Annotated in this window: 14 protein-coding genes; 6 read left to right on the plus strand and 8 right to left on the minus strand. The window is 40.8% G+C overall.

Translation table 11 applies throughout. From position 1 onward, the window contains the following. Nucleotides 1-88: 88 nt before the first annotated feature. The 3 genes from hbs to AAEY94_RS11895 form a co-directional block, all read right to left on the minus strand. Nucleotides 89-361 carry a non-specific DNA-binding protein Hbs gene (hbs, locus tag AAEY94_RS11885; protein ID WP_011638950.1) on the minus strand — a complete coding sequence of 91 codons (273 nt, stop codon included), beginning with the start codon at nucleotides 359-361 and terminating at the stop codon, nucleotides 89-91. Nucleotides 362-516: 155 nt separating this feature from the next. Beyond that, nucleotides 517-1,314 carry a response regulator gene (locus tag AAEY94_RS11890; RefSeq protein WP_011638949.1) on the minus strand — a complete coding sequence of 266 codons (798 nt, stop codon included), beginning with the start codon at nucleotides 1,312-1,314 and terminating at the stop codon, nucleotides 517-519. Between the two features lie 122 nt (nucleotides 1,315-1,436). Next, nucleotides 1,437-1,835, minus strand: coding sequence for a hypothetical protein (locus AAEY94_RS11895; protein ID WP_242445080.1), 399 nt, complete (start codon nucleotides 1,833-1,835; stop codon nucleotides 1,437-1,439). A 66-nt stretch (nucleotides 1,836-1,901) separates the two neighbouring features. Here AAEY94_RS11895 and AAEY94_RS11900 point away from each other — a divergent pair, with 66 nt between their 5' ends. Both AAEY94_RS11900 and AAEY94_RS11905 read left to right on the plus strand, forming a co-directional pair. Beyond that, entirely contained in the window at nucleotides 1,902-2,411 is a 510-nt protein-coding gene (locus AAEY94_RS11900; RefSeq protein ID WP_101085130.1) for a DUF4240 domain-containing protein, read from the plus strand. 221 nt (nucleotides 2,412-2,632) lie between these two features. After that, nucleotides 2,633-3,157, plus strand: coding sequence for a DUF3016 domain-containing protein (locus tag AAEY94_RS11905; protein WP_101085131.1), 525 nt, complete (start codon nucleotides 2,633-2,635; stop codon nucleotides 3,155-3,157). Here the strand turns inward: AAEY94_RS11905 and AAEY94_RS11910 are convergent. Both AAEY94_RS11910 and AAEY94_RS11915 read right to left on the minus strand, forming a co-directional pair. Next, nucleotides 3,152-4,897 (minus strand): GGDEF domain-containing protein, encoded by a 1,746-nt coding sequence (locus AAEY94_RS11910; RefSeq protein WP_350978932.1) that lies wholly within the window; start codon nucleotides 4,895-4,897, stop codon nucleotides 3,152-3,154. The two genes, AAEY94_RS11905 and AAEY94_RS11910, sit on opposite strands and share 6 nt — an antisense overlap. 417 nt (nucleotides 4,898-5,314) lie before the next feature. Then, nucleotides 5,315-5,623: a prephenate dehydrogenase gene (locus AAEY94_RS11915; RefSeq protein ID WP_101085133.1), complete on the minus strand. Its 309-nt coding sequence runs from the start codon at nucleotides 5,621-5,623 to the stop codon at nucleotides 5,315-5,317. Between the two features lie 52 nt (nucleotides 5,624-5,675). Between AAEY94_RS11915 and AAEY94_RS11920 the strand changes: the two genes are divergently transcribed. Continuing rightward, the gene (locus AAEY94_RS11920) at nucleotides 5,676-6,584 is read left to right on the plus strand and encodes a TraB/GumN family protein (RefSeq protein ID WP_101085134.1); all 909 of its coding nucleotides are present in this window, start codon (nucleotides 5,676-5,678) and stop codon (nucleotides 6,582-6,584) included. Nucleotides 6,585-6,681: 97 nt separating this feature from the next. Here the strand turns inward: AAEY94_RS11920 and AAEY94_RS11925 are convergent, their stop codons facing one another. Next, the gene (locus AAEY94_RS11925; protein WP_101085135.1) at nucleotides 6,682-7,449 is read right to left on the minus strand and encodes a methyltransferase domain-containing protein; all 768 of its coding nucleotides are present in this window, start codon (nucleotides 7,447-7,449) and stop codon (nucleotides 6,682-6,684) included. Between the two features lie 268 nt (nucleotides 7,450-7,717). Between AAEY94_RS11925 and AAEY94_RS11930 the strand changes: the two genes are divergently transcribed. Then, nucleotides 7,718-8,584: a MaoC family dehydratase gene (locus AAEY94_RS11930; protein ID WP_101085361.1), complete on the plus strand. Its 867-nt coding sequence runs from the start codon at nucleotides 7,718-7,720 to the stop codon at nucleotides 8,582-8,584. An 81-nt stretch (nucleotides 8,585-8,665) separates the two neighbouring features. Here the strand turns inward: AAEY94_RS11930 and AAEY94_RS11935 are convergent, their stop codons facing one another. After that, a complete protein-coding gene (locus tag AAEY94_RS11935; RefSeq protein WP_350978935.1) occupies nucleotides 8,666-10,309 on the minus strand; it encodes a mechanosensitive ion channel domain-containing protein in 1,644 nt (547 codons plus the stop codon). 123 nt (nucleotides 10,310-10,432) lie between these two features. Here AAEY94_RS11935 and AAEY94_RS11940 point away from each other — a divergent pair, with 123 nt between their 5' ends. Continuing rightward, entirely contained in the window at nucleotides 10,433-10,762 is a 330-nt protein-coding gene (locus AAEY94_RS11940; protein WP_101085137.1) for a hypothetical protein, read from the plus strand. A gap of 5 nt (nucleotides 10,763-10,767) precedes the next feature. Here the strand turns inward: AAEY94_RS11940 and AAEY94_RS11945 are convergent, their stop codons facing one another. Beyond that, nucleotides 10,768-10,893, minus strand: a complete 126-nt coding sequence (locus AAEY94_RS11945; protein WP_259395501.1) for a hypothetical protein — start codon at nucleotides 10,891-10,893, stop codon at nucleotides 10,768-10,770. A 253-nt stretch (nucleotides 10,894-11,146) separates the two neighbouring features. On the opposite strand from AAEY94_RS11945, the gene AAEY94_RS11950 reads away from it, so the two are divergent. Continuing rightward, on the plus strand, nucleotides 11,147-11,437 hold the full coding sequence (locus AAEY94_RS11950) for an ABC-type zinc uptake system zinc chaperone (RefSeq protein ID WP_101085138.1): 291 nt from the start codon (nucleotides 11,147-11,149) through the stop codon (nucleotides 11,435-11,437). The last annotated feature ends 81 nt before the right edge of the window (nucleotides 11,438-11,518 follow it).

An 11,518-nucleotide genomic window follows, 5' to 3' on the forward strand; every position in this document is an offset into this window, starting at 1 on the left:
TGGATAACAGAATAAGCAAAGCTGAAAAATAACCAATAAAAAACCTCCACAGAGGAGGTTTCTATCAAAAAAAGACTGAGCGTAATAATTAATTAACGCTATCTTTTAGTGTTTTACCAGCTTTAAACTTAGGCACAGTAGCTGCAGCGATTTGAATTTCTTTGCCAGTTTGTGGGTTACGGCCTGTACGAGCAGCACGTTGAGTGGTTTCAAAAGAACCAAAACCAACAATAGAAATTTTATCACCATTTTTCATGGCTTCAGTTACCGCTTCTTCGAAAGATTTTAGTGCGCGGCCAGCTTCAGCTTTAGTTAGTTCCGCATTCTCAGCGATTTTTGCAATTAATTCACTTTTGTTCATATTGATATTCTCTGCTTTCCATAGAAGTGTTTTTTAAAACATGAATAACATGCCACAAGCCATGCTGGTTTAAAAGCACTTTATCCCATAAATTCAGTATCTGTAATGGTTTTAGAGCAAAATCAGTACAAATAATGTCTTTTTTGGCTCTGTGGTTATTCTTCTAGCAGTTGGTAAAGAATTTTCTTTACTAACTGTGGTTCGAAAGGCTTATCACATAAGGCGTTAACTCCAGCACTAAATACATTACTTAGGTGGGTGTCATTGGCCTCTGACGATACCATTAGAATGGGGATATGTGATTGTTGACTGTGATTACGGATATATTGCGTTAATGCAAGACCATCCACCGAAGGCATGTTGTAGTCTGTTATCACTAAGTCATACATGTTTTCTTTCATTAGGTTGATAGCCTGCTCACCGTCAACAGCTTCAGTAATCAGTTGCATCCCTAAGTTACCAATAGTGCGTTTAATCACATTACGCGCCATTCGGCTATCATCAACCACTAATACCCTGATGTTATGCACGTCAAAGTGGCTTAAATCCAACTCGTCGTGGCTGAGTAAATCAATGGTCGAATTAAGTGCCGTCGCTAAGTGCTCAGCATTAAATGGCTTAGGCAAAATGGCGACAACACCTGATTGCCTAAAGATTTCGAGCTGTTCACGGCGACACTCACTGGACACCAGCATAAATTGAATATCATTTAACGCTGGAGTGCTTTTGATGTATTGCAGTAGCTCTGTGGCTTCACCATCGACAAAATGCAGTGCACTGGCGATTAAGTCGGGTTTATGGCGTTGAATAATCGTTTTGGCTTCCGCAATCGTTGCGGCAGTTTGAATGCTGCTCACCCCTTCTTGCTGAAGACGCGTAATGATAATTTTACGTTGAGTCTCTGACGGCTCAAGTAATAGGATGGATAATTCACTTGGGGATAAACTAGTCATAATTCACGTTCCACAGATATATTTATTATTATTTTGTTGTTTTAATGTTGCGCGTATGAGCGAATTGTACACTAAAAATGCCCTAAGGATGGCAGTCAAACCAGAGTAATAGTGTCTTATGCTTACTTTTTAACGAGATAGTCTCTCGTCACGTTAGACAATCCAACCCACCATTGAAATACCACCACGCTCAACAGTAACAACCACAGTGGGATCAGTGGTATGTCATAACCTTGAAACACAAGTTTTACGTCATCAGGGGTGATTTGATAGGCAATGATTGCTGTTGTGGTGATAGCTGTAAGTCCGAGAGTTTGTAAGCCTACGTAGCTAATCAACAGTACTTTTGTCCATGCAGCACGTCTGATTAAACCAATGAATACCGGTATCACTCCCAGTGTTAATAAATCATATGCTTGATATGTTGTTGCGCGCCAAATAGCAATAATAGTGAGTACAACATACAGTGAGATAAGAAGCATGACTCTAATTGGCATTCGGGGGGCTGTGTTTTGGTTCATATTGATCATCTAGCTGGAAAATTTGAGGTAGAATATCTCACAAAATAGAGCGATGGATACATTTTGATGACAGAAACACATTTTTGGGCGCTGGTAACACGAGATCAACCAGAGCAGTCTTCTGCTGATCTTGAATTGCGTTTACGCGAACAATTGCAACTCTTGGATGATGAAGCGCTAAAGACATTTGATAAAATGTTAGGCCAGCAATTACGCCGTAGTTATTTATGGTCAGTTTGGGGCGCTGCATACATCATTACCGGTTGCGATTCTGACTATGCCTTTGCTGAGTTTAGATGTTTTTTACTGTCGTTAGGTCAGCAATGGTATGACAAGGTTATTGCTAATCCTGACTGCTTGGGTGAGTTAGCACAATGGCCGTTAGTGGATGATTATGCTTACCCGTTTGTGGAAGACTACGATTTAATTGCAGGTAAAATTTACGAAGACCGTAATGGGGATGAGTTGCCGTTTATGCCATCAGGCCAGAATACACCAGTGGGTAAAAAATTCAGCACCAAGCCAAAAGTGATGCGTCAAACCTATCCTTTATTGAGCGCACGATTTCCTTTTTAGTGGGATGAAACTGTTAAGCGTTGGTTCAGCTTAACAGGTCTATAGTTATTACATATGATGCTGGCTAGATGGCTAACATTCAATTTAATGACGATTATCCGCATTGCAATATGACCACAACAGTTTAGACAAACGTTAAACATGACGTGCTGGATTGATTGTTTAACTTACAGTATGAAGCGGTTGTGTTGTAAGCGTCTTAACCCCTTTGGAGGTCTATTATGAACGTAAAATATTTACTACTTGCTCCGGTATTGGTATGCCAAGTTGCCATGGCCGAAGATGCGCCAGAAGCGAACCCTGTTACCGAAGTGGGGCTGGTTAAAATTGAGTGGCAAAATCCAAAAGATTTTCGTGATATTAAAACCTCAAATGAACTTCAGTCGCGCTTTGAAAACCGTTTATTTGAAACCTTAACCAAAAACATCAATAAACAGGCTGAAAAAATCCTTAAGCCAGGGCAGACTTTGCAAATGCAAGTGACTAACTTTGATTTAGCTGGAGACATGCGACCAACATTTGGGGCTACGCCAGGTGATTTACGTATTGTAAAAGATTTATATCCACCCAGAGCGACGTTTAGCTACAGTGTAAATGAAGGTGACAAAGTCATTATTGCTGGAGATGAAAAAATTATCGACATGAGTTTTATGAACAATACGCGTAATTTCAATAACAGACCGTTTCAATATGAAACCAACTTATTTGATGATTGGTTACAAAAAACGGTAGCTCCCAAATTATAAGCTAAGCCTTGTTGATTGTTTTTCATGCAGGTAAAATCCATTTGAAGCGATTTTTGCCTGCTTTTTGGCTTGGGCGCTTAACGTTGATATTTGATACTCTGTTGCTTGTTGGGTCACCAATGGTGGTAAAACCCCAATGGATAATGAAACCAAAGGGTATTGGAATTGCAGCCCCTGTCTGTCTTGGGCTTGCATTGATTGTGCTTGCCAGTGATCGCTATTATAAAAACTCATTTTCTGTTGCTCAAACCGTTCAATAATTGTTTGGCAGTTGGCTAGCGTGTCGTCTTGCATGCTTATCATAACAAAATCGTCTCCACCAATATGGCCAACAAAACAATGTTCATTTTGATAAGGCAGCAACAAGTTTGCGACTAACTGAATGACTTCATCCCCACGCCAAAAACCATAAATATCGTTGTAGGGCTTAAAGTGACTTAAATCTAAATAGGCAAGATAGTAAGATTTTTTTTGTAGCCTTAAGCGTTTTAGCTCTTCTTGTATTGGCACGTTCCCCGGCAAATTGGTGAGAGGGTTTGCGTGTCGCGCCATTTTTATTCTATGTTCAGTAATACGTTGTAATAAATCTTTAGTATGGCCAATGCCAATCAACTGCTGATTACGCAAAATAATGAACTGTTGCGCTACCGTGTTGACTGAGTCAGAGGTGAGTAATTTGCTGACATGGGTAAGCGGTTCGTTGGCATCAATGTGTAATACCTTGGTGTCCATTGCCATTTTCGCAGGCCGGTTTTCGTGTAATGCACGGCCATAAGGTGTGCTGAATAGCTCGAGTAATGTGCTGCGATTGACGATACCTAATGGCTTGTTATTTTCGGTTACCACAATGGCTTGTAATGCTGGTTGTTCAGAAAAAGTTTGACTGATTTTTTTTAGTTGTGTGCTGGGAGATGCTTTTATGGCGTTAGTGCATAAACTTTCAGCCGTTTCACAATAACGGGAATTGGGTTGAGCCATGGGAGTGCTCAGTTCACTGCTAAATTGCTGGTTTGGATGGAGCGCTGGTCGTCCGAGAAAGTAGCCTTGGCAATAGGTTACCCCTAACTGTTTTAGGGTGGTGAGCTCTTCATTGGTTTCAATGCCTTCTGCGATCACTTTACAGGTTAAGTTTTGGCATAAATCGACAATAGAGCGGACAAACTCTTGTTTTACTGCGGTGGTGTCTATTTGATGAATAAAATGGCGGTCAATTTTGACATAGTCTGGTGCTAATTCAGACCACAAGCGTAACCCAGAATAACCGGCGCCTAAATCATCAATAGCGGTTAAAAAACCTTGATTTCGATAATGGTTTAAGCAGGATTTTAGCAAGTCGATATCGTCGGCAGGATATTGTTCGGACAATTCAATAACCACATCCGCCGGGTTGATCCCCAATTGTTTAATAAGCTGTAATGTCATGCCTTTTGGATGATTGGGATCGAGTAATGCTTTTGGTGAAATATTAATAAATAGCTTGCCATTAAGCTGGCGCGAGTGAAATGCATTAATTGAAATACTGCGACATAAGGTTTCAAGTTCGCTTAATAAGTTTTGTTTTTCGGCGGTAGTAAATAAGGCGAAAGGGGTGTGTAACGGGCTACTTTTAGGGCCACGACTGAGCGCTTCATAACCGTGCAATTGATTTGTTGAAACATTGAAAATCGGCTGAAATACAGCATCGATAGATTGCTGTTCGATGATGTTGTCAAGTTCACTTACGAGCTGTAAAGCCGTCATCTGTAGGTCTCATTCAATTAATTACCTAATGGCATCGCGTTCGGTATTGTTACCAATGAGAGACAAGTCTATTGCGAAAATATGACAAGATTATGTCATATGATGGAAAGCTCCTAATAAGAAAGTATTAGGGCCTGTTAATCTTTGTTAGTTAAATTTTGTTCGAGATAAAAATGTGTTAATCGAGGCGATTGGTGCCTCGCAATCTAAGCAACTATCTCTTCGAGAAGATGCACTCAACAAAGTGTAAAACGTTTTTAGCCGAATCCTTCTGGCAGCGTTTGTTAGTCATTTCTACTGCGTTGTCGGCTCTTTGTGTAGCATAACTACACTACAAAGCCTCTGCCTTATATAAATGACTAACAATTCGCTGCAAAAACCACTTTGAAAGATCAACAGACCCTACGATCATAGCGATTACTTGGCGAGTTTAAATACTTGTAGTGTTTGTAGTAAGGCCGCAAGCTTTTTGACAAAGGCTTCAAGTGTCTCTGGTGCAACATGAGTGCTGTTCTGCATCGCATCAAATTCTGCAACCATTTCTTGTACATAAGGTAAGAAACGATTACTACTAGTTGTAAAACCTTGATCTTCCGTAAAAATCGCCACAAACTTACCGTGGCCTTCTTTACGTAACTCATCGAGGCGAGCATCTGAATCAATGGCTTGTCTATAGGCGACTTGCAGGTTTTCTTTTATTTGTAGAAAAACATTGGTGTACGGCATAATTGCCTCATAGTGCATGTGCAAAGAATAACGTTAATTATAAGGAGCTGGTATGCAGGCAACAAGAGAAAGTCGGCTTATTTTCAATATCAATTTGATTTATGGTCGCTTACAACGAAATTGCTACGGTTTAGTTGCATTACTGCTGTGTTTTACATCGACATCGGCAGCTGCGTTGGATTCACCGGTATTCTATAAAATAGAGTATCAGCAACAGCAAGCGTATTTATTGGGCTCCATTCATATTGGTCGGCAAGACTTTTACCCATTAGCACAACATATAGAATCAGCATTTAAACAATCGGATGCGTTGGTCGTTGAAGCTGATATTAGCCAAGGCGATACTGGGGCGTTATTGCAACAATATGGTGGTTTGTCGGCAGATATTGCCGCAGACGTTAATGCGACTCGGCAAGAGTATTGTCAAAGTCATCAAACCTTATGCCAAGCACTGGCTCCGTATGCACCTTGGTTGCAGTCAGCGCAAATTAGCATGGGGCGTTTTGGGCAATTAGGTTACAGCGCAGAACAGGGTGTCGACGCTTATTTTATGGCAAATCGCAGTGGTAAAGCTTTGGTTGAGCTGGAAAGCATTCAGTTTCAATTCGAATTAATTTCATCATTTTCAACTGCGACTCAGCTGCAAATGCTGGATGATTCGATTAACGCTAGCGATGCTGAAATGCTTGATTTAATCTACGCTTGGCGCCAAGGCGATAGTAATGCTCTAGCAAAAATTATGGAATCGCAAGCGGGCGATGCTGACGAATTACTCGAAAAGCTGTTGTGGCAACGTAATCACACGATGGCGCAAAAAATCATCCAGTTGTTACAAAGTAAAACCCACAAACAATTATTTATTGTGGTGGGCGCTGGCCATATTGTCGGACAGCAAGCTATTCCTGACCTACTAAAACAGCAAGGAGCAACAATTACTCGCTGTAGCTTTTTACAGTGTTAATGTCGATGTGGTGCCAGTTATTCGAAAGGTAAGTTATTGAAAGTAAGTTATTGAAAATAAGTTGTTGAAAATAAGATACTAAAGCCTGAGTTTATTGTTAAGTCGATTGGCCTACAAAGTGAATGTAGCGCCCAAGCGACAAATAAGGTTCTTGTTGAGAATAAGCCAACTCCATCTCAATCAGTTGATGTTTATCAAAGCCAGGTGGCAGATTATGTTTCAAGTAGTCATTGATAACTCTTACGCCCGATTGACTCACCATCGACAGTTGCCATTGGCTAAACCAAGTGCGGACATCTTCAATATACAGCGGGTGGGTCGGGGTTAATCCGACCTTCTTTTTGACGTTGAAATCACGGTTAACATAGTCAAAATTACCTGATATTAAGCTATGAAACCGTAAAGCTTCTTTATTAAAAAACATCAGAGAAAATAAACCATTAGGCTTTAATAATGCCAGTAAACCTTGCAAGGTGCTGCGGGCATCAATTAACCATTCTGCTACCGCATGGCAGAGAATGACATCAAATTGACCATACTCTTCAACGGTTAATGCTTGTATTGGGCTGTGGATTAACTGTATCGATAATGCAGTATTTGCCGCTTCAATCTGTTGCTGTGCTAGGGCAAGCATTTGCTCAGAAATATCACATAGCACGACATCATGGCCTAAAGCTGCCAGTTTTTGACTCAAATAACCAAAACCGCCACCGGCATCTAAAATACGTAATCTTGGTTTGCCAAGGCTGGCTAAAGCCGGAACTAAGTCGCGCCATAATACTGCAGCACGGATTTCACCTTTAGTGGTACCGTAAATATTTTGGGCAAATTTTTGGCTGAGTTTATCAAAGTTTTTGTCTTGCACTGTATCGGCTGCGTTAGGTCAGTTAAGTCGGATAATTATCTCATTTTGGATTGAAAAAGGTAAAGGTAAATTAGTTGTAGTAAGCGAGTAGTCACAACCATTGTGTCGAGAGTTTGTGAGTTGATGGCATCAATATATGTTGTCGCGACATACTGTTTTAAACGCAAAAAGTAATTAGCGGTTTAGCAACGGCAGGAGTCTAAGGTATAATCATCTATTAACCGTTTTGCAGCACATGCTTTTTGCTGCCTACCTAGGGTACAACATTTTGAGTCACGACTACGCTATCGAATTAAAAGCGATGCCTTCGCTTTTGTCTTTGTATCGCAAAATCCTGTTTGGACGTAAACCGGGATGGAACCAACAACCGCTTCCGAATATTTATGTACAAGCGTCGAATGTGGTGTTGTCGCAAGATAAAATTAGCCAATATGCTGCTGTGTGCAGTTTTGAATATGACGGTATGACGTTACCGCCAACGTATTTGTATGTTTGGGCGTTTCGTTTACATGCGATGATTTTTACGCATAAAGCGGTGACATTTCCGTTACTTGGCATGCTCCATTTAAAAAATAGTATTAGTGTATTACGCCCAGTGCGAGCAGATGAAACCTTAATCGTACAGTGTGAGTTAGCCACAAGTCGCACGACCGATGCTGGGCTTGAGTTTGATTTGGTGTCTAAAGTGTTTGTCGGTGAAGAGTTAGTTTGGCAAGCGCTATCAACTTACTTATATCGTATAGAGTCTGCAGGTCGTCGTGCTCGTCCACCTAAAGCATCAGGTATGGTATGGGAAAACGTTCAACAATGGCGCTTAACCGATGATTTAGGCCGTCGCTATGCTAAAGCTTCTGGCGATTATAACTTGATCCATTTACATCCATTGTTGTCAAAACGCTTTGGTTTTGAGCGAGTGTTAGCGCATGGAATGTGGTCTAAAGCGCGGGTGTTGTCTCAGTTAATGACGTTTGTTGGCGATCGACCATTTCAAGTTGATGTTGAATTTAAACTGCCAGTATTTATGCCGTCTGAAGTGACGTTTGCGTTTGAAAGTATTGAAAATGGTAAACGTTTTGAAATGCGTGATGTTAAAGGCCGCCGACCGCATTTACAGGGCAGCATCACTTATTTATAAGCCCTTTGGTTAGCTAACTTTATCTATTAATAAAAAGGCTCAAGTCGATGACTTGAGCCTTTTTATTGCTAACTGCAAAGCTTACTTTTGATATATGTGTACATCGCGTTGCGGGAACGGAATACTAATGCCTTCCGCATCAAAGCGTATTTTCACTGCGCGAGTAATGTCCCAGTATACTTCCCAGTAATCATCGGGTTTAACCCAAGGCCTTACAATAAAGTCGACTGACGATTCGCCCAATGTGTGGAGTTTGACTATCGGTTCTGGATGCGCTTGCACCTTAGGATGTTGTTCTACAATACTTTTTAATATGGTTTCTGCATGTTCAACATTGTCGCTGTAGCTAATGCCAAAGGTCATGTCTACTCGGCGCTGATGCTCTGCGGTGATGTTGTTAATGGTATCGCCCCAGATTTTATTGTTTGGAACAATAAGACGTTGGTTATCTAGCGTTTTGATTGTTGTTGATACTAGGCTCATGTGGCTGACGCGACCGGTAACATTAGCGGCATTGATTAAGTCGCCGACATCAAATGGGCGGTAGATTAAGATCATCATGCCAGAGGCGAAGTTAGACAGGGTATCTTGCAGTGCAAAACCAATAATGACTCCCGCAATACCAAAACCTGCGAGTAACGGCCCAAGCTCAAATCCGAGCTGTGATAAGGCTATCAATAATCCTAGGGCAAACACTAGTTTACTGGACAAAGATATAAAGAAGTCTTGCAGTAATTGGCTAAATTGTAATTTTGATGCTCGTACCGTTTTAGAGATAATTTGAGTGACAATTTTGGCGACTAAACTTGCGGCAAATAATATGAATAGAAACACTACAATTTTAAAGGTTAAACTGGGCCCATTATTAATCGTCTGATCTTTAATGACTTTACCCCAACCCTTTAGCAGGTTAGATGCAACGCTAAAGTTCAGCACATCTTGGGTGATATCACCAGACACACTAAACAATGTTTGTTTAAATGGTGCCACGTTCTGGCCCAATGTTTCGAGTATGCCCGCTGAAACCGCTAAGCTAGCGCTACTTTGCTCCAAGCGTTCTTTTAGTGCCACCACGTCAGCTTTTTGTTCGCTGGTAATATCAGCTCCAGCATCTGCGGCTTCTGCAACGGCTTTTTGTAATTCATCTTGAGTGTAATGCACTAAACTATCGAACTGATCGGCTCGATTGAGCATGAATTCTGTCAATTTTTGCTTTTGGATACTCACATCTATATTCAGTTTTTCTGCCCACTGCAGAGTGGTTAATTGTGCCTTGAGATAATGGTCGCGTTCAAATTCGCGTTGTGAAATGGCTAAGATGCTCTTATTGTCATCATCTTGGCTTAATCCAAGACGCATGGTCATAATGTGGTCGTTTAAGTATGTGCTGACATTCTCTAAAAAGGCCATTTGGCTTTGCACTAAAGTGACTAGATATTGCTGGTCAGCGTCGGGTGTTGCAATGAGTTGACCAATTATGTCGCGTAATTCAGACGATTTGTTTTTAATGCGATATTCAGTAAATGCACGTAGTTCACCTTTTGCTTTAAATAGTAACTTGGTATCTTGCTCGATCGTTTGTTGTAAGCGACTTATTTGAGTCTGGGTATCGGTTAGCTGGCTAGTGGCAACAATCGGTACCACTGCATCTTGTTCTGCACGAAGAGATGGCGTCATAAACACTGCCGAGGTGAATAATAATAACGTAAGTAAAATCCGTAGCATGGAAAGTGGTCCTTTGGCTCTGAGTTGCGGCTATGATAGTGGAAAAATCCTATAGGAGCCAAGTACAGTAATTGGTTGGTTAATTTGTTACACTGCCGCCATTATTGAACTGAGGAAATTATCATGTCGCTGCAATGTGCTCATTGCTATAAATCTTTTTCAATTGCGAAGGTGAAAGACAGTCGCGGGAAAGGTTTGTCCGTAGAAGTTCAATGCCCTCATTGTGCAGCATGGCTTGGGCATAATAAATATTTGTCAGTTGTTAAAATAGTAGGTTTCTATGGTGGGGTTGTTGCTGCTGCAGTAGGTTATTTTGTTGAGGGTGTAACCGTTATTACTACCCCATTGATTATTTTGGCCGTTATTATGGTTGGTTTGTCGCATATTATGGACCATTTACAGCTGATTGAAGCACCTGAAAATGATCCTAGTGCAGAGACTAGTGCGAAATAAGCTTGTTAATTAACTTCAATAACTTGGCTTTCTAGTGATGCTTCAACATAGTAAATCCCGCCTAACACGACAACCCCAACAATGATCATGACTAAAATGATGCCAATGTTTTCTTTAATAAATTGTGCCATGGTGTTTGTCCTGTAATGATGATGTTTTACACATTCGTTATGGTATGGGTCATAGCTTAAGGCTATCTTAAAAATAACGACTTAGTCACCTATTAGTTGTTATTGGTAGTTGTTATTGGTAGTGGTTAATATTAGTTGCTAATGAGCGTCGTTGTGAATGGGTTGTCATGAATTGTCACAATCTAAGGGTTGCTTTTCAGCTACGGTCTTTTACACTAACGCTCACTTTTATTAACCTGATGGAGTTGTGCTGGTGAGTTCCCGCATCAAAATAAGACAAACTATCGCAATCTGGCTCAGTGCCATTTTGATTGTGTTGTCTGTTGCTGCGTCTGCACACTCAGTTAAACATCTTGATGACGGCGTACAAAATCATTGTACCTTGTGTTTCCATCAGCATCAGCTTAATAAAACGCTTCACTCTTCCAATTTAGTTTTTGCTGTTTCTAAGCAAACGTTCGAACGCCAACACTATACGCTGCCTTTTTTACTTAGCGTATTCCAAGCCTACTATCAAAGTCGTGCCCCACCTGTATCTCGTTAGTCCAACATTGTAATGATTTATTTTCCGTTATCTGTCGGTTTACTCTAAACCCAGATAGGCGGCTACTTGTTGTATTTTGGA

The sequence above is a fragment of the Shewanella sp. AC34-MNA-CIBAN-0136 genome, assembly GCF_040309945.1.
In the GTDB taxonomy this organism is placed as follows: Bacteria; Pseudomonadota; Gammaproteobacteria; order Enterobacterales; family Shewanellaceae; genus Shewanella.